General features: G+C 42.3%; 18 protein-coding genes and 2 pseudogenes. 5 read left to right on the top strand and 15 right to left on the bottom strand.

Annotation, left to right across the window (positions count from 1 at the left end; translation table 11 throughout):
- Nucleotides 1–12 precede the first annotated feature (12 nt).
- Both ACFQ3J_RS16625 and ACFQ3J_RS16620 read right to left on the bottom strand, forming a co-directional pair.
- On the bottom strand, nucleotides 13–2,304 hold the full coding sequence (locus tag ACFQ3J_RS16625) for a glycosyltransferase family 2 protein (protein WP_251583092.1): 2,292 nt from the start codon (nucleotides 2,302–2,304) through the stop codon (nucleotides 13–15).
- Nucleotides 2,304–3,398, bottom strand: a complete 1,095-nt coding sequence (locus tag ACFQ3J_RS16620; protein WP_251583093.1) for a bifunctional glycosyltransferase family 2/GtrA family protein — start codon at nucleotides 3,396–3,398, stop codon at nucleotides 2,304–2,306. Before ACFQ3J_RS16620 ends, ACFQ3J_RS16625 begins: the two co-directional genes overlap by 1 nt.
- A 219-nt stretch (nucleotides 3,399–3,617) precedes the next feature.
- Between ACFQ3J_RS16620 and ACFQ3J_RS16615 the strand changes: the two genes are divergently transcribed.
- Entirely contained in the window at nucleotides 3,618–4,487 is an 870-nt protein-coding gene (locus ACFQ3J_RS16615) for a helix-turn-helix transcriptional regulator (protein ID WP_251583095.1), read from the top strand.
- On the opposite strand, the gene ACFQ3J_RS16610 is transcribed toward ACFQ3J_RS16615, so the two are convergent.
- Together ACFQ3J_RS16610 and ACFQ3J_RS16605 are read right to left on the bottom strand one after the other, a co-directional pair.
- Nucleotides 4,456–5,139 (bottom strand): hypothetical protein, encoded by a 684-nt coding sequence (locus ACFQ3J_RS16610; RefSeq protein ID WP_251583097.1) that lies wholly within the window; start codon nucleotides 5,137–5,139, stop codon nucleotides 4,456–4,458. The genes ACFQ3J_RS16615 and ACFQ3J_RS16610 overlap by 32 nt on opposite strands.
- A 498-nt stretch (nucleotides 5,140–5,637) precedes the next feature.
- Complete coding sequence (locus tag ACFQ3J_RS16605; protein WP_091159965.1) at nucleotides 5,638–6,261, bottom strand: TetR/AcrR family transcriptional regulator; 624 nt, start codon at nucleotides 6,259–6,261, stop codon at nucleotides 5,638–5,640.
- Nucleotides 6,262–6,445: 184 nt separating this feature from the next.
- Here ACFQ3J_RS16605 and ACFQ3J_RS16600 point away from each other — a divergent pair, with 184 nt between their 5' ends.
- Together ACFQ3J_RS16600 and ACFQ3J_RS16595 are read left to right on the top strand one after the other, a co-directional pair.
- A complete protein-coding gene (locus tag ACFQ3J_RS16600) occupies nucleotides 6,446–9,520 on the top strand; it encodes an MMPL family transporter (RefSeq protein WP_251583099.1) in 3,075 nt (1,024 codons plus the stop codon).
- A 171-nt stretch (nucleotides 9,521–9,691) separates the two neighbouring features.
- Nucleotides 9,692–10,018, top strand: a complete 327-nt coding sequence (locus tag ACFQ3J_RS16595) for a DUF4359 domain-containing protein (RefSeq protein WP_251583101.1) — start codon at nucleotides 9,692–9,694, stop codon at nucleotides 10,016–10,018.
- A gap of 139 nt (nucleotides 10,019–10,157) precedes the next feature.
- On the opposite strand, the pseudogene ACFQ3J_RS16590 reads toward ACFQ3J_RS16595, so the two are convergent.
- From ACFQ3J_RS16590 to ACFQ3J_RS16580, 3 genes and pseudogenes are all read right to left on the bottom strand, one after another.
- Nucleotides 10,158–11,462 (bottom strand): annotated as a pseudogene (locus ACFQ3J_RS16590) (NADPH--cytochrome reductase); the annotation flags it as partial.
- Nucleotides 11,463–11,659: 197 nt separating this feature from the next.
- A complete protein-coding gene (locus ACFQ3J_RS16585; RefSeq protein ID WP_251583103.1) occupies nucleotides 11,660–13,150 on the bottom strand; it encodes an aldehyde dehydrogenase family protein in 1,491 nt (496 codons plus the stop codon).
- A 24-nt stretch (nucleotides 13,151–13,174) separates the two neighbouring features.
- Complete coding sequence (locus ACFQ3J_RS16580; protein ID WP_251583105.1) at nucleotides 13,175–14,266, bottom strand: 5-methyltetrahydropteroyltriglutamate--homocysteine S-methyltransferase; 1,092 nt, start codon at nucleotides 14,264–14,266, stop codon at nucleotides 13,175–13,177.
- Nucleotides 14,267–14,458: 192 nt separating this feature from the next.
- On the opposite strand from ACFQ3J_RS16580, the gene mntA reads away from it, so the two are divergent.
- Both mntA and hepT read left to right on the top strand, forming a co-directional pair.
- Nucleotides 14,459–14,869, top strand: coding sequence for a type VII toxin-antitoxin system MntA family adenylyltransferase antitoxin (gene mntA, locus ACFQ3J_RS16575; protein WP_251583107.1), 411 nt, complete (start codon nucleotides 14,459–14,461; stop codon nucleotides 14,867–14,869).
- Nucleotides 14,862–15,261, top strand: a pseudogene (gene hepT, locus ACFQ3J_RS16570) (type VII toxin-antitoxin system HepT family RNase toxin). Before mntA ends, hepT begins: the two are co-directional and overlap by 8 nt.
- 101 nt (nucleotides 15,262–15,362) lie before the next feature.
- On the opposite strand, the gene ACFQ3J_RS16565 reads toward hepT, so the two are convergent.
- From ACFQ3J_RS16565 to ACFQ3J_RS16530, 8 genes are all read right to left on the bottom strand, one after another.
- Nucleotides 15,363–15,632 carry a type II toxin-antitoxin system Phd/YefM family antitoxin gene (locus tag ACFQ3J_RS16565; RefSeq protein ID WP_251583108.1) on the bottom strand — a complete coding sequence of 90 codons (270 nt, stop codon included), beginning with the start codon at nucleotides 15,630–15,632 and terminating at the stop codon, nucleotides 15,363–15,365.
- A 335-nt stretch (nucleotides 15,633–15,967) separates the two neighbouring features.
- On the bottom strand, nucleotides 15,968–17,185 hold the full coding sequence (locus ACFQ3J_RS16560; RefSeq protein ID WP_251583115.1) for an Abi family protein: 1,218 nt from the start codon (nucleotides 17,183–17,185) through the stop codon (nucleotides 15,968–15,970).
- Between the two features lie 108 nt (nucleotides 17,186–17,293).
- Entirely contained in the window at nucleotides 17,294–17,998 is a 705-nt protein-coding gene (locus ACFQ3J_RS16555) for an MAE_28990/MAE_18760 family HEPN-like nuclease (RefSeq protein WP_251583117.1), read from the bottom strand.
- Nucleotides 17,991–19,103 (bottom strand): DUF262 domain-containing protein, encoded by a 1,113-nt coding sequence (locus ACFQ3J_RS16550; protein ID WP_251583119.1) that lies wholly within the window; start codon nucleotides 19,101–19,103, stop codon nucleotides 17,991–17,993. The genes ACFQ3J_RS16555 and ACFQ3J_RS16550 overlap by 8 nt, the downstream gene beginning before the upstream one ends.
- A gap of 42 nt (nucleotides 19,104–19,145) precedes the next feature.
- Nucleotides 19,146–20,681: an Eco57I restriction-modification methylase domain-containing protein gene (locus ACFQ3J_RS16545; protein ID WP_251583123.1), complete on the bottom strand. Its 1,536-nt coding sequence runs from the start codon at nucleotides 20,679–20,681 to the stop codon at nucleotides 19,146–19,148.
- Nucleotides 20,682–20,773: 92 nt separating this feature from the next.
- Nucleotides 20,774–21,253, bottom strand: a complete 480-nt coding sequence (rlmH, locus tag ACFQ3J_RS16540) for a 23S rRNA (pseudouridine(1915)-N(3))-methyltransferase RlmH (protein WP_251583125.1) — start codon at nucleotides 21,251–21,253, stop codon at nucleotides 20,774–20,776.
- 87 nt (nucleotides 21,254–21,340) lie between these two features.
- Nucleotides 21,341–22,582 carry an ATP-binding protein gene (locus ACFQ3J_RS16535; RefSeq protein ID WP_251583126.1) on the bottom strand — a complete coding sequence of 414 codons (1,242 nt, stop codon included), beginning with the start codon at nucleotides 22,580–22,582 and terminating at the stop codon, nucleotides 21,341–21,343.
- A 167-nt stretch (nucleotides 22,583–22,749) separates the two neighbouring features.
- Nucleotides 22,750–25,653, bottom strand: coding sequence for a glycoside hydrolase family 3 protein (locus ACFQ3J_RS16530; protein ID WP_251583127.1), 2,904 nt, complete (start codon nucleotides 25,651–25,653; stop codon nucleotides 22,750–22,752).
- Nucleotides 25,654–25,681 lie beyond the last annotated feature (28 nt).

Below are 25,681 nucleotides of genomic sequence, written 5' to 3'. Positions count from 1 at the left end.
CAATAATCTCTCCTAAAACTCTTTAATCAAGCTCTCGTTATGTGGACGTAGTAGGTCATCCAGCAGTTGATCGATAAGACCGTGCTCCACAATATCGTCGATGTTCTCGACAGAGAACAAAATCTCGTGATGAGCAGCTGTCGTTTTTCCTGTGTGCTGCAAAATGATTTCAATATTGCTCTTTGTATAGAAAGTAACTACTGTTCCTGCTGAAATATTACCCTGCAGACCAGAGACGGAAAAGAAGCGGTAATTGAAGCTGCGCAGCGTACAACCAGCACCATTGGTAAACATGATGGGAAGCTGAATTGAAATCCTAGGCATTTTTCTTTGATCCGATCTCGGTTTGACTATACGTTTGGTTACATTGCGGAGCATATCGTCGTAAGCCGTATCCCACAGATTCATCTGCTCTGGCAACGAATGCTTTCGGTCATAGATGATTTGCATATATTGACGCTTATCTTCCTCCGATATCGGCTGAACCTTAGCAGAATAACGCCAGCTCTCTCCATCCTTTTTTACATACACTACAACCGCGTCAAGATGGGCCTCATAGCGTTCCGTTCTCACAACCATTGAAATCTCCGTCTGCTGTGGAAGATAAATAGGATCTGATACAATTAACGCGATCCCATTCTCCGATACATCTACCGTTCTAGCCTTATAGTTTAGATTGCCTTCTTTGTAGTGTATAGTAACTTCCTCTTGTGCCTGAATACGCTCTGTTTCCCGATAAGCACGACGGCCGAGCATGAAAAAGAGGGCATAGAAAATAGCAATCAGATTATGAAGCAGCCAAAAAATAATCACACTGCTGTAGAACAGAGCTAAGCCATACTTGCCATGCGTAAACCGGAAAATGGCTGCAATCGAAAGAAGAAGCAGGAAAATATGCGGCAATGCATACAAGAATGAAGTTATCCATTGTCGTCCGGCAGATTTGTTCTTGTTCGTAACCTTGAATTTACGTTCATGAATACCCAAGGTTTCCAGGAGTACAGGCATAATTAAATACGGCATAAATATGGTATCAATGACCTGACTCCAGCGCTGATTGCGAATATTGCTCGACAGATAGCGCATTGACATACTATAGAAGAAATAGGATGGAAGCCAAAATATTACGATCTCCCAGAAGCCCGTGTTTACGATTTGGAAGTCAAACAGTGCAAATAAAATAGGCGCTAATATAAAAATCAACCGATTAAAAAAGGACCACCAATACAGAAAGCTGCTTAAGTAGGTCAATCTTGTCCAAAAAGGAAGTTTGTTGGAGAAGACAGCACGAGTATTCTGCAGGCTTTGGATAATTCCCCTTGCCCAGCGGGTACGCTGCTTGATCATACTTGGAATGGTAGTCGTAGTCAGTCCAGCAGCCTGAACCTCCTGAGTTGCATAAGTAATATAGCCTGCCTGCTGCAGGCGAATACTAGTCTCAAAATCTTCGGTAATGGTCTTTAAGGGGAAACCATTAATGTCTTCCATGGCTTGCCTAGAAATGACAGTGTTACTCCCGGTATAGGCTACAGCATTGGAGGCGTTACGCAAGATGTTTACTTCTCTTGAGAAAAAGTCCTGCTCATTAGGTATTTCCTGCTCTGCGTAAAGGTTAAATTGAAATAGATCAGGATTATAGAAGCTCTGTGGTGTTTGAACCAGTCCGAGTTTGAAATTATCTTCCAGCTCATCTTCTCTGCGAAGCCGCCACTTCCCATTCTCCTCAATAAACTTGGGAAGCAGGAAGTACGGAACGGTCTTCATTAGAAAGGTATGTTGTGGAATCATGTCAGCATCAAAGGTTGCAATGAGCGGGGAAGAGGTTTTGCTGAGTGCATTATTCAAGTTACCTGATTTGGCCTCTTTATTTTCAGGGAACCCAAGATAACCGATGCCAAATTGTTTAGCCAGCTCCTCGACCTCAGGACGCCCCCCGTCATCACACAGATAAATATGCACCTTCTGCTTGTCGGGATATTCCATAAAAGTACAAGCATTGACTGTTTTATATAACAAATCAACCGGCTCATTGTGCGTGGCAATGAACACATCTACATCCGGATAATATTCTGGCGGAATTGTCGGTAAGTCGAGCTGTGTTCGTTCCTTTTGCATCTTCTGAACAAACAATTCAAAGGTGGTCAGTACCGTTATCACTTCGGCACCAATCAGCAGAATGCCGAAAACCATGTTCAAAATACCTTGGTCCCATGGCAGCGTAAATATCAAACGCCACAGCAAATAGATGGACATCAGGATCATCGTGACGACAAACATCACATTTTGCCGCTTCTCGTTTTGCACTAAAGCTGCTTCCTCCTTACTGCAAATACCCACCGTCGCTGCATTTGAAAGCTGAGCAGAAACAGTATGGCATCACAGAACAATTTTGCTATTTTCTCATCCAAGAATAAAACGGTATGGAATAAATAAACTCCGGTACTGGAGAGCAAGATCACAAATCCACAAAGTGTCAAATAGCGCCATAAACTGCCCTGGCTATTCTCCTTAGAGAATACAAAATGCCTATTCAGCAGATAGTTGACTGTAATAGACATCATTCTTGCAATCACTGTTGCTAGTAAAATTCGTAAATAATCCTGTTCGCCCATAACAGGGCGCAACAACTCGATCAAAAGCCATGCAATTCCCAAATCGACTACAGCACTTGTAATCGAAGAAGTAATAAATCTCATGAAGCTTGCAAGCAGCACCAACATCACTCGTGCACTATCACGAATTGCTTTGAAATGGGTACCGGCATTTCCGTTCTCATATATGACTTGAATGCTTAGGGTGTGAATTGAAATACCAGATTGGATACAGGAGATAAGCATCTGCAGCTCGTATTCAAATCGGGTGCCTTGGACCTTTTGCATAAAAGGAAGCATCTCGGGTCCGAAGGCACGAAGCCCTGTCTGTGTATCTGAAAGCTGCTTGCCATAGAGCTTGGCAAATATATAGGAAGTAATCCGATTGCCCAGCAAAGACTTCGGCGGTATCCCTCCCTCACTGAAGTTTCTTACCCCGAGTACCAGTGCATCTGGATGGCGCTTCGCTTCTTCGGCAAGACGGTATACATCCTCTGCAGCGTGCTGACCGTCAGAATCAGCAGTTATTACGACGGAGACCCCATCGAAATGCTGCTCAATATACTGAAATCCGGTCTTAAGTGCAGTGCCCTTACCTAGATTGTCGTGATGGCGCAAGAGAAAACAGCCGTTGTCACTTAATTTCCTGAAAATCGGCTGGTACTCATCGCCAGATCCGTCGTCCACGATAACAATATGATTCAGTTTATATTCTCTCAATTGATGTACATAGGACAATAGTCTTTCATCCGGCTCAAATGAAGGAATAAGAATAATGACATAGCCCTTTAGTTTCCCTATGACCATCCTATTAAAGCCTCAATTCGACATTTTTTGGCAATTCTATTTTTCAACAATGTGTAGTATAACACCGAAATAGGTAGTCAGTAAATGAAAAATATTGATCATATATGGTATAAAAGAACTATTAAATGACAATGTAACAAAAATAATTCACTGCATTTCTCAGGCTAAGGTATACTTACTACAAAATGACCAGAAAACACCGGAGTAAAGGAGTTATTCATGGACCATTATGAAGTAATAGAACGGGCATTAATTCATATTGAGGATCACCTGCACGAGCCATTGTCCGTAGAATCCGTTGCCACCACCTTTAACATGTCTAAATACTACTTTCACAGGCTGTTCTCCGCAATGATGGGCTGTTCGCTAAACCATTACATCCTATCCAGAAGATTAAATGCATCCGTTACATTTATTCAAAACCATAATATGTCTCTAACGGACATCGCTTATGAGCTCAGCTTTGGTACCCAAGCCTCCTTCACCCGCGCTTTCAAAAGACATTACGGTGTAGCTCCTAGCTCTCTTAGAGCAGGAATTCATACGATCTCTCCGATTCCCGTACCTGCAGTAGTCAAAAGACCCATTAAGAACATAAACGGTGATATCGTTACCGATTTTACCCTGACCGAGTTAAATGAGATCCGGCTCAGTGGAATTGCCTTTGAAGTGGATTTAGCCGCGGATAATTATAAGCAGAGGATTCGTGATCATGCCAAAATACTGTTAAATCAAATTGATGAGAGCATAAAGGGCCCCTGCTATGTCATTTATTCTAACTGTCAGCCAAACTCCACCCAGTTCAAGGCTCTGTTCGCCATCCCATGCGACATTCAGATTCATAAGCCTTTTTATTTTACGGTCGATGTACCGCCGATCTTTTGTGCCAGGTTCAAGTATGCCGGAGACCTGCTTGAAATTGGTGACGTGCTCGAAACGGACTTCGCAAGATTTCTAAAAATCTCCAGGCAAGAAGCCGAGCAATCCGATATCGAGCTCATTCAAGTTTTTGATGACGTCCACAATCTGGAATCGACCTACCACATCTATGCCCCCATCAAAAAACTTCCTGCTGATTCAGAATGTTAGACCGGACATAGAGCGCATACCCCAGCCATATGAGTGCTGCCCCCATCGGCAATGCCATGATCCGGTCCAGCGGGTGAGGGATGATCGAAGTCGCGAGGGTCGCCGCCGCCGCACAAGCAAGCAGGACACCTGCCAGGCGCGGCAGCACTCTGGCACGAAATATTGCAATGCCGAGCAACAGGCCGCCAAGCATATACAGGCCCCCCGCTAACGGTGCCAATATTGGAAAGATTCCGAGATCAGCCCCGCTATCCGTCCCTTCGAATATGCCCACCATCCCCTCTACAAATATTTCAGCATCAGTTGTGAGCAGCGGCAAAACAAAGGCTTCGACGAAGCTGAAAGCCAGTGAAATGAGCCAAAACAGACCGAACAGGAGAACACCAATCAGACCAAGCCACCCTGCCTCTCTTACTTGTCTCAGGTAAACCCCTGTAAGTCCGATCAGGCTGAAGAGGGACATGACCATGGTTAAGCATGCCACTAGAACCCAGGCGTTTGAGTTCACTGAAGACAGATCATCCGGAGGATGAATGAACTGAATGACGATATATAGAATCCCTGCCCCGATGGCTGATAAGCCTGCCCCGCGATAAATTGATAGTGCTGACAGTCCTTCGTTTGTTTCCTTCTTGCTGTGCTTGTTATTCATGTATCTAACCTCCACTCAGATTCTAATGACGTTGACTATTAACAATAACAACGTAACACTCCCCCGCTTTCTTTTACTTTTCACATCTTGCTGTAATACAAAAAAAACACCTCTCTCGAGATGCATCTGTTGAAAGATAAAATTCAGGGGTGCCGCTGGTTGGTCCACTGTACCTCAAGCGTAATGGAAAGTATGCTGCTGCTGTTCGAATCGTTCGATGAGCTTCTTGGTATGTAATGGATTAGGCATCTCCACACGCCATAATCCGCATATCCCGCCGCCATCCGTGGATGATTCTCGTCATACTATGATGATCTTGAAGAGTCCACAGTTAGCTTCGCCTGTTTAAAACTACAACAAAAAAGATGAGATCTATTTAATTTAAAATAATCTCATCTTTTTTGCAGTTACACACTATTTATAATTACTTGGAACTTCAACCACCATCAATGATTAGCTCTTCACCGTAACAAATTTAGATTCATCTGATGCTAATTGTCATTCAATTGTATGAAATTCCGATCGAAATAGCATGCGAACAATGACCTTTGTAATTCTTTCGATATCTTCGCCAGATTGCCGCAGTTCAATTCGATCGTTTGTTGAAAAAATAATCGACAATACTGCCCAAGCGGCGATTTTCACATCCAAATCCGGCCAGGCGAGCCCAACTGTCTTCAATTCCTCTAACCGATCTGCAAGCTTTTCTTCAGCCAGCCTTATGATTTTATTTACTTTCATTCTCGTTTCAGTATCTTGCAAAACAAGAGATTGAAGGGCATTCAATAATCCAAATTCGGTTTTGGATAAATAAGTTTCAAGTAAATGCTTTGTGGTTTGATAGGGATGTGACCCAGACATCACTATGACTTCAGGTAAAAAACTCTGTGCTGTTTGTTCAAAAAGAGTCAGCAATAATTGTTTCTTATCTGAAAAGTAACGGTAAAATGAGCCCACCGAAATGCCGGCATGAGCACAAATATCTTTTGCCGTTACTTGATCGTACCCCCTACTGGAGAAAAGTTCCTCCCCGCTTTTCAGCAAAGCTTGTCTCTTTTCCTTGGATCTTTCTTGCTGGGGGACGGATACCTTTGAAGATTTATTCTCATTCAATCCGTTCATCTTCTCCCTCCTTTGTTTCAGTATAACACGAAGCAAAACCAGCCATACCGATTAAGAATTGACAATGCACTTTAAAGCTATTAATATGAACTGTAGTTCAGGTTCATATTTTATTGCTTATAAAAATTACGTAAAGGGCTGGTGTATGGTTTTGAAACTAATTTTGAAACTTAGATGGTTGATATTGCCACTTATATTTATAGCGGTTTTTTTACTGCAGACATTATCGCCAAATTATGAAGAACTGGTCGTCCAAAAAGGATCACCGCAAATTCCGAAGGAATACAATTCCCAGCAGGCACTGGAAATTTTAGATCGGTATAATGAAAAACCAGCAAATTCAAAGGAAGATAGTCTTGTTCTTGTTTTTCACGATGAGAAGGGATTGACCGATGCCCAGCTCGAGAAGATCAGTACAACAGTTGATGGATTAAAGACGAACGAGCAGCTTTACGTCACCGATGTCCAAAATCCGATTGGCGACGATTTCTTGGAGTCGCAATTACTTTCGGAAGATCATAAGACACTAACCGTACCTTTTTCTGTTAATGTAGAGAATAAAAAATTAGAGGACATCAGGAACTCGATTGATTCTTATTTGCAACCCATCGATACAGAGCACTATATCACGGGAGGATCCGCTATCACGGAGGATAATAACAAATCCACCCAAGAAGGTGTTTCAAAATCGGAATGGGTGACGATTCTGTTCATCGTTGTTGTCTTGATCATTGTCTTTAGATCCCCTGTTGCTCCCATCGTTTCTTTATTGGGGATCGGCATTACGTATTTGAGTTCCCTCTCCCTGATCGCGATCTTGGGGGAAAGCTATAATTTCCCATTATCAATCATTACTCAGTCCTTCCTTATCATGGTCTTGTTTGGGATCGGCACGGATTATCTCATTCTCTTGTTCATGAGATTCAAGGAAGAGCTTGGCCACCACGAATCCACCTTTTCCGCCATTGCAGCAACCTATAAAACAGCAGGTAAAACTGTCTATTACAGTGCCTTTGCAGTCATAGTCGGATTCAGCACTTTATTTTTATCGGGTTTTAACGTTTTTCGTTCTGCCGGAGCAGTCGCCGTCGCGGTCGTCATACTTCTTATCGTCCTTTCCACGTTTGTTCCCGCCTGTATGGCGATTTTAGGACAGAAACTATTCTGGCCTATAAAAAAAGTGCAGGGACATAAAGAAAATAAATTTTGGCATTTTCTTGGAACCTATGCGGTAAGAAAGCCCGTTCTTTTTGCGGTCCTTGCCGTGGTCATTACCCTTCCCAATGCCATGCTTTACAACGGAAAGGTTTCTTATGACACCTTATCCCAGGTTGACCCGTCTTACGATTCGGTAAAAGGATTCAACATCCTGCAAGACGCTTTTTCACCAGGCAAAGCGATGCCCGCAACGTTCGTCCTGGAATCGAATCATGATTTGTCCGATGCACAGAGCTTGGCGATGATCGATAATATTACAGAGGAAATTGCGAATACGAAAGGCGTCAAACAGGTATACAGTGCAACAAGGCCGCAATCCGAGAAAATAAAAGAATTCTACGTGCAAAACCAAAGCCAAACTATAAGCAACGGATTAGAACAGAGCATAGAAGGAATTTCGGAAATTCAAGACGGATTAGGAGAAGCAAGCTCCCGTCTTAAGGATGAAAATACTTCATCCAACGCTCAAGATATCGATCAACTGCTTCAAGGAACGAAGGCGATTAACGAAAATCTTGACAAGCTATCGAACGGCTTAACCTCTATTGAGGCAGGAATGCGGAAAGGAGAAGCCGGCGCATCGCAAATTACGGAAAGAATGATGCAACTCGAAAACAGCAGTAATGAATTAAGCGCTTCTACTCTGCAGGTGCTGGGAGGGTACCAAGAACTTTACACCGGTTTATCCACCATAAGTGACCAATATTCAAGCACAGCAAAGAGCCTAAGCGCGACCCTGCAGCTTGTGGATGCCATCCAATCGTACACCGACACCCTGGCTCAAAAATATACGGAACTCCAAAGCGATTCTGATATGCAGCAGTTAAATGGTTCCATTAAACAATTAAAAGCAAGCTTGACCGAAATTTCAAATGGTTTAGCGACACTGAATGGCAAATATACAGAAGCATTGGTCAATTTGAAGGCCGCTAATGATGGACTGGCGAAAATCGCGGATGGTCAAAAACAGATCTCAAGCGCAACGGCCAAGCTTGCAGCCTCCGAAAAGTCCCTCGAAGACGGATTGGAGCAAGGAGCGAACGGCCAAGCAGCGGTTATTTCGCAAATCCCTCAACTGCAAGTAGGCCTGGATCAACTGTATAATGGACAACAGTCGATGAAGACTGGTATTGAAAGTCTCACCACCTCTTTGGGTACGTTGCAAACAGGGCTGGATGACAGCGTCGATGGATTAAACAAGGTCAATTCCGGTCTTGCCGATGCAAAACAATATCTTGATGAGTTGGGAAAATCGGATACGAGCGCTTTTTTTGCACCGGAAGAAGCACTTAAAAACGCCGACTTTAAGACCGCTTTAAATAACTACCTGTCTGAAGATAAGACCATTGCGAAATGGACTATTATTTTAAGCGATAATCCTTATTCCATGGAAGCGATTGACACCGTTAATCAAATCAATACGAATGTGGGGTATCTGCTTGAAGGAACGGAATTTCAATCTGCTAAGTATGGAACTGCCGGGGTAAGCGCGGACAATGCCGCATTAAATCAATTGAACAAGAGCGAATTTACAAGAACTGTTATCTTCATGCTGATTGGCATCGGCATCATTCTTGTGATCTTCTTCCGGTCCATTCTGCTGCCGATTTACGTGATTATTTCTCTGGTCCTTGCCTACTTCACATCAATCAATTTAACGGAGTGGATTTATCAATTCGGCTTTGGTCATGCATCGGGAACGGAATGGGCTGTACCGTTCTTCTCCTTTATCTTGTTGATCGCCCTAGGTGTGGATTACAGTATCTTCCTTCTGATGCGATTTAGGGAATATCATAACGAGCCCCCAAAAGTGGCGATCGTTAAAGCATTGACGCATATGGGTTCGGTTATCATGTCTGCTGTCATTATTTTGATCGGTACATTCGGCGCGTTATATCCATCAAATGTAGCCGTATTGATGCAGCTCGCGACAGTGGTTATCATCGGGTTAATCATTCTTGTTCTCGTCTTGCTTCCCTTGTTTATTCCATCTCTTATAGCGCTAACGCTAAGAAAACGAGAAGCCAACGAAAATGCATAATTTCTTCATAATAAAAGCCTTGACCCTTGAAGGGTCAAGGTTTTCAAGTGATTTCCAGCTTAGCGATCGACGAGACTAAAGCAGCCTCAAACGGATTCACGCTGTCCGATATATCACCCTCGTGTAATCCGAACCCGTTGTAAACAGTCTACTAGGGAAATGGAGAAGAATATGAAGCAGAGAAAACAGACTTGGATCAAGCTGGCGATCGCCCTATTAACGATCCTGGCATTGGCTGTTGTTATGTCGGTTACAAAGCCCTCTGAAGAGGAGTATAACAGTTGGGTTCTGGAGAAGGTGTCAGACAAGCCGCCCTCCAATCCTTTTAAAGGTTTGGGGCTATCTCTGTTCGGCGAGCGTTTGATCAGCGAAGGAACCACGATGACCGATTACGGAGTCGTTCGGTTATTTCAAACCGAAATTATGGGGCAACGAATAAAGGTAGTGGGGGTTCTGGGTACATTTATTCCATTAGAAAAGCCGGACAATGTACAATAGCCGACGCTTTAGAAAGACCTCTCATATGCAGCGTAGATTCTAATCCATTACGCAGTACATGAGAGGTCTTTTCTCTTTACTTTAACGGCTCTATAGCGGAATGATGCTCGGTTCCTATCCGAATGTCCAACATAACGAGCTAGTTACCAGCCCATACGTCCTTAGCATAGCGACCTTCGCTTTGAAGCTGTTCCAGCCACTTCTGAGCTTCTTGTTTACTTACCGCGTGAATTTCTTGATAAGCTTCTTTTAAGCAAGCCTCTACATCTGGAGCCATCCTACTTCCATCTCCGCAAATATAGAGTTTCCCATTGTTGCCGAGCAATCGGATGATTTCGTTTGTATTCTCCTTCATCAAGTGTTGAACATATGTTTTGGGCATACCTTCTTTTCGGGAATACGCTGTGTGTACAGTAACAATGTCCTGTCGCTCAAATTGCTCCACTTCCTCATGGTAAATGTGATCCAATTCATTTCGGCAGCCATAGTAGAGGTGTGCCTCTCCCAGTGTTTTACCTTCACTCTTCATTGTTTGACGTGCCTGCAAGAATCCCCTGAATGGAGCAAAACCAGTGCCAGGTCCTACCATGATGATCGGTGTCTCAGGTTGTTCCGGTAAAGTAAATCCGGACTCTGGCGTATTCACGAATACCATGACCGTATTTCCAGGTTGAAGACTGGCCAAATAATTGGAGGCAACTCCTCGATATTCACCACTTCCACTCTTTGCAGGGCATCTGACGACACCGACAGAGATACTTACCGCATCGTTCTGAATCCTCGGCGAACTGGATATCGAGTAGTAGCGTGGTTTAAGTGGCGGGAGCAACTCCACAAAGCGTTCGAACGGCAACTCGCAAGCCAAATACCGCTCCAACAGGTCTAGCATCGTAAGTCGTTTGTTTAACACATGCTCTTTATAAGCATCCTCCTGAAGAAGAGCTTCCAATTCCTTTTTATGTGGAGGGCAAACGGTAAACGCTGCAAGCTCACGAAGCTGGGCTCGAGTCGCGGCTTCTTGCAGCTCGACGCATTGGCTCAACAGATCATGAACGCTGATGGGCCGATCAACAGGTAAGTGGGCAACGCTGCGGCCGCTAGCGCTTATAACGATATAGTCACTGCTATTTAGTCCATAACGACGCAGTACACGTTCAACCAATGCCGGCTCGTTTTGCGGAATGATCCCCAAATGATCGCCTTCCTGATAGGACACCTCTTGCGGCAACGAGATCTCGATATGACGCGTGCTTCGATCACTGCCTTCAGCTTGTAGTTCTCTGTTCTCCTTTACAGAGGCCAAGAACGCATTGTAACTTGCCGTGATAGGCGCCCCTACGAGTCCACTGACAAACTGTATACTTAACGTGCTTTTCTCACGTTCTGCAACGCCGCCGCGGCTCTCTATCGCCAAATTTAGAGCTTTAAATGATTCCGTCCAAATCTATTCTCCCCATAAGCCGAAGCATACCTTTGGAGAGAGACAGCAAAATCCTACGTGACAACCGAAAATGTTTATTGGCAGCGCATAACAGTATTAATATTAGCTTTCGACGGCTCTATTCAAACGAAAAAAAAGGCGCCGATTTCAGCGCCTGTTCAAAAATCATTCAATATGTCAAAATTGTGCGTTATAAAGATTTATTCGGGAATATAAGGGAGATCCAATACCTTCGGAACGTTGATGACATGTGTTTCCGTATAAGTGAGGATGCCTTCCGCGCCATATTCTCGGCCAACGCCGGATTGTTTGACACCGCCAAAAGGGAACCTTACATCGAGCCCTTGCACAGCAGCCGTATTGATCATGGTCGTACCGGCTTCAAGCCTACGCGCGACCCGGATGGCGTCTTCTTCTCTTCCCCAAACCGAACTCGTGAGTCCATATATGCTTTCATTGTGCAAATCAATAACCTGCTCCTCATCGTCAAAAGGCAGGATCGGAACCGTAGGACCGAACTGCTCCTCCACCACAATCGGATCACGATAGTCAGCGTCCAACACAAGCGTAGGCTGCAGGTAGTAGCCTTGTTCAATCCGCTTCTGATCGAGAATTTGTCCGAGAGGGATAATCTTGGCGCCGCGTTTCCGTGCATCTTCGACCAGGCCCTCCACATATTTTTTCTGCTTCAGGTTATTGACCGGACCTACCGTCGTATTCGGATCAAAGGGATCCCCGACCCGGACCCAGCGATTGGCCGCCTCTATATATTTGTCCACGAATGTATCATAAATAGAACGGTGAACATATACACGCTTGGCAATCATGCAGATTTGTCCTGCTGTCAAAAAGTTAGAAACGACAATTCGGCGCATGGCTCGCTCATCGTTTACATCAAAGCTCTCCAAGAAGATAGCTGCATCGTTGCCGCCAAGCTCAAGCGTCATATTCTTAATCGTTTCCGAAGCAGCCTTCATAATATGCTTGGCTGTTTCGGTTCCACCAGTAAAGGCGATTTTGGCGACAAGAGGGTTCGAAGTCAATTCCACGCCCACATCCGATTCGCCATGAACGACGTTGATCACACCCGCCGGGAACTCACTCGCAATGATCTCTGCCACTTTAGACGCCGCCAGTGGCGCAAATGGACTGGGTTTGAGCACAATCGTGTTGCCGGCAAGTAAGGCGGGAGCAATCTTAATCGTGGACAGAGCAATAGGATAGTTCCATGGGCTAATCGCCGCTACCACGCCAATCGGATCATGGGATATGATGGTTTTACCCGTCTCATGTTCTTTGATTTCTTCCTGCAGAACCGATTTGGCCTGGTCACAGGCGAATTCCATCCACATCAATGCAACATAAATTTCACCGTGTGCATCATAGAGCGGCTTGCCGTGCTCTCTGGACAGCAAGTGGACAATTTCATTCTCCGATGCCCTAATCTTCTCAATCGCCTTGCGCATGCGAGCGATGCGTTCGTCAATTGCGGTCTCCTTCCATGCTGTAAAGGCTTCTGCTGCCGCTTCAATTGCTTCGACCGCTTGTTCTTTCGTGGTGACAGGGAAATAGCCCACAATTTCATTTGGATTTGCCGGATTCTCTTTTGCTGATTGCGAAATGGATTTTACGGATTGACCCTTAATGAAGTTCTCAACTATAACCGTCTCTTTGTCCGCTTGAATCGTCATGTTCAATCCCTCCGTTGTTTAGATCTATGAATTCCAAACTTCGTCGGCAATTTCTTTAACGAAACGAAGTTTACGCCATTGCTGTTCTTCTGTTAGGATATTGCCTTCTTCTGTAGACGAAAAGCCGCATTGCGGGCTCAAACAAAGCTGGTCAAGCGGTACATAGGTCGCTGCCTCTGCAATCCGTGCTTTAATTTGTTCTTTATCTTCTAACTCACCTGACTTTGATGTAAGTAAGCCAAGCACGACCTTCAGATTTTTACGATTAACATATTTTAATGACTCAAAACCGCCTGAGCGCTCGTCATCGAATTCCAGGAATAGCCCGTCTACGTTTTCTAAGCCTCCAAATATGACTTCAGAAGCATAATCATAACTGCCGGTTGTGAAATAATTCGATTTATAGTTACCACGACAGATATGCATCGTCACCACTAAATCTTCTGGTTTATAAGCCAGAGATTCATTGATCATGCGCTGCATGATCTTCAGCTCTTCTGCCGGATCCCAGCCTTTAGCGCGCAGCTTATCGTGACCTGCTTCAGAGAATAGATCTGCCCAAGCGGTATCATCTAATTGCAAGTAGCGGCATCCCGCATCATAGAAGGCTTGAATTGCTTTTTGATAAGCTGCGATTGTATCTTGAAGGAACGGTTCACGGTCCTTATAAATATCTTCATTGTATTCCACGCGATAAAGAAGCATATTCGGGCTTGGAATCGTCTGTTTCGCCACTGCGTCACCTGCGTGCTTTTTCAAGAACTCAAAATGCTGGATAAAGGGATGCGTCGAGAAACCCACTTTGCCGACGATGCGAATGCCGCCCTTACGGGTTACCATATTGTGAAATTTCGGTCCCGCTGTTTCTTCGTATAACTCTACGCCATCCAAGCCGCCCAGAAAATCAAAATGCCACCAGCTTCTGCGGAACTCACCGTCAGTTACTGCCGCTATGCCATTCTCCTTTTGCTTCTCAATAATACGAATAATCTCGTTATCTTCCACAACCGTTAATTGTTCATATGTGATATTGCCTAATTTATATTGCTCACGTGCTTGAATTAAATTGGCAGGACGTAGAAAGCTGCCTACATGATCATTACGAAATGGTATCATCGATGTCTCTCCTTCATTGCTTATTCTATTGAATATAGCATGATCGAACAGGATACATGTTATATGTATAAAGTATGGCTAGCCATAGCTTTAAGTTATAGCCCAATCCGCTCTAATGAGGCTTGTAGTACCCAAGTATAAGTGCGAATTTTTCATATAAACTATATAATACGAGAAAGGAAGGTGATCCGCATGCTGATCGAAGAGTTACAAAAGAAGTTAGTTGATAAAATCATTCTAGAGACAAGTCCCGGCTTCATCATTCTATTTGGTTCATTCGCTACAGGCACAATTCATGATGAAAGTGATATCGATCTGGCTTATTTCAGTGACAAGCAGTTGTCTTCATATGAACGTTTTCTACTTGCTTCTGAGCTTGCGGCTATTGCTAACCGAGAGGTCGATTTAGTCGACATTCAACAGGTTGATACCGTATTTACCATGCAAATTTTTGAGCAGGGCACTCCAATTTATATACATAACGACAATGAATTTACACGCCAAAAAATGCGTGCTTATAGCATGTATGCTACGTTAAGTGAGCAGCGGGCTGGAATTATTGATGCGATTAAAGAGAGAGGGAGTGTCTTCGGCAATGAATGATGTTGTTTTGAATAAAACGGCAACAATTGAACATTCTCTCAAACGTATTCATGAAGTGTACGAGGGCAATCCTGCAAACTTAACGGACTTTACGAAGCAGGATAGCATCATTTTGAATATTCAACGTGCTTGTGAGGCAAGCATTGATCTGGCCATGCATATTGTCAGCAACCGTAAGCTGGGCGTACCAAAAGCGAGTCGTGAAGCTGCTGCTAGACGCTGGATTAATTGAAAATAGCTTGGCAAAGACCATGATGAATATGGTCGGATTCCGAAATACTGCTGTGCATGACTACCAGACGTTAGATCTTGAGATCTTAGAGGCGATTATAGAGAAGCATATTGATGATTTTAAAGATTTTACGAAGGTGATTTTACAATTGGAGGAATAATTGTATTCCCCCCGTTCTATAGTAAAACACAAATAGCCACTCACCCCTGAGCGGCTATTATGTATTATTGAAATGAACTAAACAACTCCCGAAGATAATCTCTATCTTGCTGCATTGATCTTTCTCCTCATTCTTTCCATTACCTGATCATGATCAAGTAATTCTGAACCCTCTGCAATCTGCTTTTCAGCTACTAACAGCTTAAATTGTAATTTGACGCGAGCCTCCATGTGTCGATATGTCTCATGGCTCATTACAACTAAATCAGCATCACCGTTACGTGTCAAAACCACAGGTTTATCAATTTCATGGCAATATTTTGAGAAACCGTTATAATCTCGTCGAATTGTTGTTGAGAGCGTGATGTTCATTATTCACAACCCCTATTTAATATCATTATTCTGGCTATATTTTACCACTGAACCAATATAAACAGTTCACCGTCTCACATTAAAGGCGAAATAAATTACATTTGTATTTTCTATAAAGACAGTCGTTAAAAAAAATAAATATTGAGTTCTGAGAGTTTCACATCAGACCTATCGAAGGGAGTTCTCAAATGATTTATAAATACAAAGCCACCTTATCTTAAAAGATAAGGTGGCTAGGGACTTTTAGCAAGCTACGCAAGCTTGGCACGCCGTCTTGGCTACTCGTTATTATATGTATTCATTTTAGCTTATATTCGTGCTAAAGTCAATTAATCTTAGATCCATTCATTTATATTTGAATTTCCCATCCTCTCAAATAAAGCAACAGTAATATCACAATTACCATACTTAGTTTCGTTAGTCCAAAAATTATGTAAAAAAAGCTTTATTTCGGATAAATCAATATAAACTCGTAATATTTTTAATACATCGAATAATCTAATTACATATTGTGATCTCATAGGTGATAAGTGTAAGTCAGAAATTAGATGACTATTTACTTTTAGATTCGGTGACGTCCTGAATCGATTAACCAGTTCAAAATGTGCGCAAGAATTTCGCAACTCTCTAATTATCTCTAGAGAGTTTAAAAATTTCTCCTTCTCGTAAGGCTTCAAATTAAAGTCTCTTAATACCGCATCAAGAGTACGCTTTTTTAATCCATACATTAATACAATTAAATCGTTTAACATTAATGTTTTAATAACAACCCAGAACGGTGGATTATTATATTCATTAATGTAAGAAAATTTCAGCTTACAATCGTCAATGTAGTTTAAACCTTGTATTGTTTCTTCTCTTTGTATATTTATGTTGAGGGATACAGTTGATCCAGAAGTCGTACTTACTGTATGTAGTGCAGCTAAAAGTGCTGTTTGGTTTGAATTATAGAATATACAGTTGCCTTCTTTTATCTCTCTTATTGAAGAAGATCCAAAACGCCCAGTAAAGATTCCTCTTAATATAGTTTTTGAAGGTTGATACGTTACAACTCCATTAAATGTACCTCTAAATTTTCCTCTATACTTATAGTTACTTCTAAATAATTTATGAGTTTTTTCTTGATCTCTGGAATTGTAAAAATAATTCACATATTGTTTTGGACCATCAGTTGATCCCGGTTTATTATAATAACTTATGTCTATATAATTGTTATTTTCTGCTAAAGTTGAACAATGATTTTTACAAAAATGATAGGAGATTGTTGTTTTTAATTTTGTTTCGAAGTCTGATATTTTCTTTAGTATTAAGCTCGAGAATTGTTTATCAAAATCATGAAGTCTTAAAAAATTATCAAATGACTTTTTAGTATATTTTTTAGGTAAACGTTTCGAGTCATCAAGTAATAATGTCTCATGCCCATTTATAAGATCAAAATAGTTCTTATCTTGAAGATGTTCTTTAGCAGAATTAAAATTGTTAATCTGCAATCCCCTATTTTTTAATAACCGAATCTGATCGTAAATCGTATTAAATGCTTTGTCACTTGGCAACAAAATCCCCCCTTCTAATTATCCCTAAAATATAAAATCTATATTAATAGACAATATAAGTTCAATTATTCACGACTATACTACAATAAATTTAGAAAATACTCTGTATTAAACACTCAACTCTGGAACCTGTTTTAGATATTTTTTCTTATATGCAGCATCAAATACCAACTCTTTAAACTTCTCCATAAGTTTTAGAATCTCATGATATAGATTTTCAAATTCATCTTTTGCCCTTTTTTCTTCTTCACTTTTATCTTTCCTAGGGTCCACAATTGATACATATTCACCATGAGCAATTTTATTTCGCTCAAGCACTAGATTTTCCTTTATAAAGTTTTCCTTCATCTCAAAATCTTCACAGTCCAAACCCAAACTAAATAATATATCTTCTAATATTTCATAAGTTAAGTTTGAGTCAGTATCTACAATAAGTTTATCCATTTCATTTACATTAAATATTTTCTCAGATTCATATAATAACTCACTTATAATTTCAGAATGTGATAAACATCTATTAGATTGCCTCGAGTTAACTATTGTTTTCTTCATTGATAGAGTGATGAAATTGTCCTTCATATCAATACATTTTATATTTAGTTTGTTTAAATATTTTAGATACTCGCGAGCAGTTGTCTTTATAAATCCTTCCCAATGACCATACAATAATGTTATTCCTGATCTTATTGAAGTAACTAATAGATTTCCCTCTGCCGCATCAACATTATTTTTAAGTATCGTAAGTTCACGTTTTCTCCAAGAGATGTTTTTATCAAGTTTTGTTTGAAACTTCTCGAGCGAGTAATCAGCCATTCGTAAATACTCCCTTGCTTAATGTTACAAGATCTTTTAACCTCGTGATAGGGCGAGTGCCCCCTCGAGTTGTAGCACTTAGATATTGCGGAGAATTATATATATCTTTAATTTTTTGAATCATTTCCTCAGGCGCCATCTTATTCATTTCATCTATATTCTCACTTAAACCTGCAATCACCACTTCAAATGCTGGCATCAAAAAACCACCTCTAAATTTGCCCTTCTCATGATCAAATTTTCGAAAACTGTCGTCTGAGAGAATTGTATCAAGATAAGCAAAGGTCTTGTAGAATACCTCTGCTTCTTTCTGTAGTTCTAGTTCTCCACTTTCAACTATATTAATAATTTCTTCTGAAATATATTCTCCAATATCTTCATTACCTTTAATCTTGCTTAAATCTGCATGTCGAATAACTAAATAGCGCATTAAAATTTCCATATTAAACTGTTCTAATTGTTGTTTTTCTGAAAGAGGTATGCAATTTACAAACGGCTGATATTTCACAAGTTCTGCTGCCCATAAATAAAAGTCTCTATTAATCATTATTAATAGACAATTTCTAACTTCTTGGTCTGATAACTTTGATCCGCCTGTATTAATTCTTTGGAATAGTTCGTATTTCGCATCCTTATCACTAGTTTTTTTTATAATTTTAATATCAAATTTCGATCTTTTAAAATCAATTCTTAACTCTTGAGTAAATGAATTTTCTGGATCATCAAGGTTTTCCCACATTTTATTCTCTAAAGACGGTAGAAACTTTGTACCTAATAATTTACTAGGTGGCTTTAACGTATCATCTGTGAATTTTAATAAACCCATAAATTCAAATATTGTCGATAGTCTCTGCAACCCATCAATAACATCCCATATCCCCTTCTCACCATGAGCAACAAAAATCGGCGGTATCGGTATTCCTAAAAGTATCGATTCTATTAATTTTGTTTTTTGGGAGTCTGACCATCTAAAAAACCTTTGAAATTCCGGATTAACTATTAATTCGCCATCCTTGTACATATTCGCCAACTCCCCAATTGACATTGGATATCCATCGGCTTGAATTTCTTTTGCTTTTTTATCTATCTCTTCTTGTAATGACATTACTGATCCCTCCCATTTGTTTATGCCAACAATCATTGTTTTTTAGAATAATTCGCTTATCATTAAGTCAATTTCATGTTGTTCGGGTAATTGAGTACTTATTCTTTTGCCTAATTCCTCTAATTGTTCTATTCGAGGATATTTAAGATTTCTTAAATCAGTTGCATTTACTTGAGTATGACCATTGAACTGTCGTAAATATGAGTCAATTAATGAAGAATTTAAAAAAACAGCTAAACCTTTTGCTAGTCTCTCAGTTAAGCCTTCTCCGTTAATATGATAGTAATTTACATGATTTTCAAAACCGACTTTTGAAAACATCACTCTTCCCGGGTCATAGATAGCTGCAACAACTCTTCTGCGCTCCTCTTTTGAAGAAAACCGCTTAACTAAAACATAAAAACCAGATGGTACTAAGAGGCCCTCAGTAACACAGTTCTGAAGTATAAAATCTGGTTTCTTACTATTTAGTTTTGGCCAGTTTACAAATCCGTCCTCAAAGTGAATAGAATAAATTAGCGGCACTGTCCCATGTAATGGCTCATTATTCAGATAATCTTTAGATCTAAAGTCTACTACTTTACCCGTTGATACTGAAATTCCGAGATCTTCTAATGTATTTCCTAATTTATCTATTTGATCTGAGATTAGATATCCCGAATCATTTTTTAATATTCTAATAAACATCTCTCTATCATTGGGATGTACAAATTGATCATAGCGTATTTGATAATTAGCAATTTCATCTGTGTTTGTAAAACTAGATGAAATTGTTACATTACAGTTATTTTGTGATTTTTCTTTTATTATTTTAAAAATTATGTTTTCTTGTTGTACTCTATCGTCACTGAATGTACTTCTTCTTGAATCAAAGGTATGAATCTGACAAAATGTTGTTTCGTTCAAAATTTCTTTTCGAAAAGATTTAAAATAAGGACCATTACAAAAGCTTCTAGGTGTAATAGCTACCAACTCACCACTACTCTTTAATAGGCGTATTGCCAGAATTACAAAAACAGAGTATAAATTAGAAGTTTCTATTGCAATTCCTTTTAATAATTTCCGTTCTGACGAATTACTATGGATTTTACGATATGGTGGATTTAAAATTGCACAATCAAAACGTTGAAAATCTAGATCTTCCTCTTCACTTTTCACTAAAAGATCAATACTTTCATTAATAAAATCACGATTCAGTATTTCCCAATTCAACTTTATTCCTAAACGCTTACAAGCATTATTACAGATTTCTCTAGTTTTATATAAATAAGGCAATAACGCTGAGTCTTTTTCATATGCAACAATTGAAATCTCTTTAGGTTTATCTTCTCTACAACACATTTCTGCAATAAATGCTGCACTTAAGGAACCCACTCCAGCTCCTGCATCAAGTAATCTAATCTTACTTTTACCTTCATTAAACATAGATGCCATAAGACTTGCAATTTTAGAGTTAGTAAAGAACTGTCCTAGTTCGATTTGTTTATCTGTCTCTATCGAAACACTAGACTCTCTACGGATTTTATCAACTAATTCAAGTAATTTATTTTTATCAAAAATAAATTTTTTCAAGTGCATAATTAACCTTCTCCTTACAGACAAAGAACCACTATTATTATACACTAAACATTAATTTTCAGCATTTGACTTGACAAAATGTAATTTTCGCCCTACTTATGATACGGTTCCCCCCGATTAATCTTCACCGCCCGGTAAATCTGTTCCACTAGCACAAGCCGCATCAGCTGGTGCGGCAGGGTCATGCGGCCGAAGCTCAGCTTCTGCTGGGCGCGCTTCAGCACCGCGTCGGACAGACCATGGCTGCCACCAATCACAAATACAATGTGGCTTGTCCCGTATGTCCCGAGCTTGTCCATTTCGGCAGCAAGATCCTCCGAGCTCCATAGCTGACCACCGATGGCGAGTGCAATCACATGTGCTTCGCTCTTCACATGCGCCAGTATACGCTCACCTTCACGTTCTTTGACGCCACGCACTTCGGCCTCGCTCATATTGTCCGGTGCTTTCTCGTCAGGTACCTCAATGACTTGGAATTTTACATAAGGCCCTAAACGCTTCGCATACTCCTGAATGCCCTGCACTAAGTACTTCTCTTTCAATTTCCCTACCCCGATAATCTGAATCAACATGCTGTATTGCCTCCTGCTTATACTTAACCTTCTTTATATTGATTGTTTATCTAATTTCTATAATAATGTTAACCTGTCACCATTGTATCATGCAGCCGGAATGATCAGCCGAAAGACGGTTCCCTGCCCTTTTATGCTATCCACTTCAATTCTGCCCTTCAGCTTGTTGATCGTGCTGTAAATCATAAGCATCCCAAGGCCCGTGCCCTCCTGCTTCGTGGAGTAATACGGCTTGCCCAGTCTGGAGATCTCCTCCTTATCCATGCCAACCCCTGTATCCTCGATACGAATAACAATGCTTCCTTTATGATCGGAGATGTGAATGATCAGCTTGCCGCCGCCTTTTTCTTTCATCGACTCAATCGCATTTTTATATAAATTAATCAGACATTGCTGAATTTGGTGCTGATCATAATTTGTGCTGAGCGAGTTGTCATAATGCCTCTCCACCTCAACATCATATATCATCGCATACGGCAAAATAATATTCGTTGTATACTCCAGGTCTTCACTTAAATCAGCGTACACCATGTTCTGGGACTGCGGCTTGGCGAAGGACAGGTAGTCGCTCACAATTTTCTCCGCACGTTTCAGCTCTTCAAGCGACAGCTTAATATATCCCCGTTCCTTCTCGGTCATCGTTTCCGATTTACTAAGCAGCTGTAAGAAGCCACTCGTGACCGTCAGTGGATTTCGGATCTCATGAGATACACTGGCTGCAAGCTCACTAACGACGTTCAATCGTTCAGACTGCAGCACGCGTTCCCGATAATGGACATTGGCTATCATCTTTTCAATCAGGAGCATTGTGATCACCATAAACACCGTATACGTCGTCAGCGCATGTCCAGCCAAGATCCAGAAGGTATGATCCACTTGCTCAATCACAATGATTAAGGTAATTAAGTACCAGAGCATCGTCATAAAAGCAGCCGCAGCCGCGCCCACAATCCGTCTCTTGGAGGCCAGCCCCAAAAATCTCTTACTATATAAAGGTACGATGATAAATATGCTGGTTGCAAACAAAATGGCTGGCAAGACGCCTTCTCCACCGACATATAATCTGCATACGATCAGCGCCACATATAGGGGGAAGCTGCATCGATATCCACCAAACAAGGCGACGAGCAGGAACGGAATATACCTCAGATCAAACGTATAACCATACTCCAATTGAAAAGGCATCAGCATACACAGACACATCGCCGCAGCCGATAATACGATCATCACTTTTTTATTATATGCGAAGGGTCTATTCTCAAAGAAGATTAAGAAAATGACCACCGGAAAGAGCAAAATCAAGAAGTTCAATAACAGCGTTTCGAGCAAAGGGCTACTTCCTTTCGTCGGTATAGCAAGTCTATGTTATATTTGAATATATTACTCCAATTTCTCCTTCCAAGTAAATTAAACTGAATTATTTAAACATTGGGAAAACAAAACAAAAATAAAGCCAGATCCCCTCATCGTAAGGAAATCTGGCTTATTCACTTCATTTATTGAAATTGAATCGTACTCAGGGCTGCCTTGCCATTCAGCACGATGTATACGTCCTGACGTCCGCTCACGCCATCCACCGTCAACGTGTAATCACGCCAGCCTTGCGCTCCCGTGGATTCAAGCGATACGCTTGCTGCCAGTGGACCTTCCGGACCTTGCAAACGAAGCTCGGCTGTGGCTGCACTTTGGCTCGCTGCACGCAGGGTTACACTGCTCTCACCTTCACCAAATTCAGCATCCTGGAACACGATCCAGCCGGACTCTTCCTTCACTTCAACCGCGCTGCCGCCTTCGTGGCATTCTCCGATCCGTACACCTTCGTAATCATCATAGTTGATGGCTTTTACAGGCTGCTTCAGATCACGAGGCGGAATGACTTCGCCGTCTACCTTAAGCTCTGCATTCACTCGCAGATCCGCAGACGAAGCACCAGCCATGAACGTGTAACTGCCGCTCTCGATACAGAAACGGTCACGGGTTACATCCCAGATGGCTAGCTCACTCAGCGGAAGCCTGAAGCTAACATCGGTAGATTCACCTGGCTGCAGCAGCACACGCTCAAATGCATGCAATTGCTTCAGTGGGCGCTTCACACGAGACTTCTCCGCATGTCCATACAGCTGTACCACTTCTTCCCCGGCACGTGTTCCTGTATTTGTAATACGAACGGTAATACCAATCTCACGATCCTGATCTGCTGATACAGTAGTGCGATCAAGACTGATATGGTCATAACGGAAGGCACTGTAGGATAGGCCATGTCCGAATGGATACAGCACATCACCCTGGAAGTATTGGTAGGTTCGATCTCCCTTGATGACATCATAATCCATAAACTCAGGAAGCTGAGCCGTTGACTTGTACCAAGTCATGTTCAGACGTCCCGCCGGATTCACTTCGCCGAAGAGGACATCGGCTACTGCATTTCCGAGCTCTTGACCTGCATGTGTCGTGTACACAATCGCTGGCACATTCTCTTCTGTCCAGTTTAGAGCATACGGGTAGCTGCCGACCACAACAACAATTGTATTCGGATTGACGGACAGAACTTCCTTGATCAGCTGCTCTTGAGATGCCGGAAGGGTAATGTCCGGACGGTCGATCGTTTCTTTACCGTTAATGAGCGGATGGTTACCGACAAATACAACGGCAAGATCTGCATCTGCAGCTGCTTCCTTCGCTGCTGCGAACTTGTCCGTCACCTTCTCCATCTCGAAGATGTCTGCACTAAGCTTCTCTTCTCCGTCTGCAACAGAAGCCGCACCGGATACATTGATCTCATTAGCTGTCTCTTCCGCACTGCCCGTACCGACGAGCAGCTCTCCGCTGTCTTTGTTCATGGTAACCGGTGTATCATTCCATGTGGAGAAGGTAACCTGCTGAGCATTCTCTCCTTCTGGACGAACGAGGAATACTTCCTTCGTGAACCATTCCCAGATCTGATCTGCGGACGCCTTCACAATACGATCATCTGTTGTCAGATAGAGGCCGTTGTCCTCTGCAATGATCGTATGGCTGTCCCAGCCCCAATCCGTCATTTCGAATACGGCAGCTTGATCAGCTGCTTCACCTGTAGCTGCAAGAGAGAATTGATCCCCTTTGCGTACCTGCACATAACGACCACTGTCCTTCGCTTTCAGCTTAACCCGGTCTGTGCCGCCGGAGAACGTTGCTTCACCGCCATGGCTGCTCAGCTTGTCCTGAATACCTTGCAGCGGAGTAACTGCGTAAGGCAGTGAGCCGCTGTACCAGTCACGATAGACCGTGCCGCCAAGCGGACCGATGACGGCAACCTTCTTCAGCTTATCTGCCTGCAGCGGCAGCATATTTCCTTCATTCTTGAGCAGAACCACAGCTTTGCCAGCTGCTTCTCTAGACAGCTTGGCATGCTCTGGATGCATAATAACCGACTCATCAATCGCTGCATACGGGTTGCCTTCCTCTGGATCAAATTCACCTAGACGGAAACGAACGCGGAACGTATTGCGCAGTGCAACATCCAGATCGCTCTCGCTGAGCAGTCCTTCTTCTAAGGCTTCGCGAAGTGACTGCTTAATGAGTTCACCATCATCTGTAATGCTGTCAATGCCGCCTTCCTTCACGGAACGAGCTACTGCCTCTTTGTAAGTCTCCAGGTAGCCATGATCACGCACCGTGCCGGATACGTCAAACGCATCGCTGACGACAAAGCCGTTCATGCCCCACTCCTGCTTCACAATCGCGTTGACATCCGGGCTAAGGTTAGCCGGAACTCCGTTAATGGCGTTATACGCCGTCATCATGGACTGGGCGCCGCCCTCTTTAAACGGGATTTCAAACGCTTTCAAATAATACTCGCGCATATTACGCGGATCAATGCTGACCGAAGCATCACCACGGCCTACTTCATTATTGTTAGCGATAAAGTGCTTCAGTGTCGCAATCGCTTTCATATACTTCGGATGATCACCCTGCATTCCCTTAACAAGGGCCGATGCCAATTTACCAGCAAGGACTGGATCTTCACCATAAGCTTCCTCTGTACGTCCCCAGCGTGGATCGCGTTCCATATCGACCGTTGGTGCCCATAAGGTCAGACCATTGATCTCCGGATTTTTCTTGTAGAAGCCTCTCGCCTCGTCGCCGATTGCGCTTCCAATTCGCTGCATCAGGTCAGTGTCCCACGTACATCCGAGACCGATCGGCTGCGGATAGCCGGTAGCTTCGCCAAGCCAAGCCATACCGTGAGCCGCTTCCGTACCATGCTTATAAGCCTTGACACCAAGGCGTTCTACTGCGGTTTGATATTGAATCATAAGTCCCACTTTTTCTTCCAAAGTGAAGCGAGAAACCAAGTCATTTACCCGTTCTTCAAGTGGAAGGGAAGTGTTCTGGAATGGATATTGTGTAGTACTCGTCATATTGAAATCCTCCTTCGGGTAGACTCCC

Origin of the sequence: Paenibacillus provencensis (assembly GCF_042678545.1) — a bacterium.
In the GTDB taxonomy this organism is placed as follows: Bacteria; Bacillota; Bacilli; order Paenibacillales; family Paenibacillaceae; genus Paenibacillus; species Paenibacillus provencensis.
Note: the sequence above shows the minus strand (reverse complement) of the source record. Positions and strands in the feature narration are given on the sequence as shown.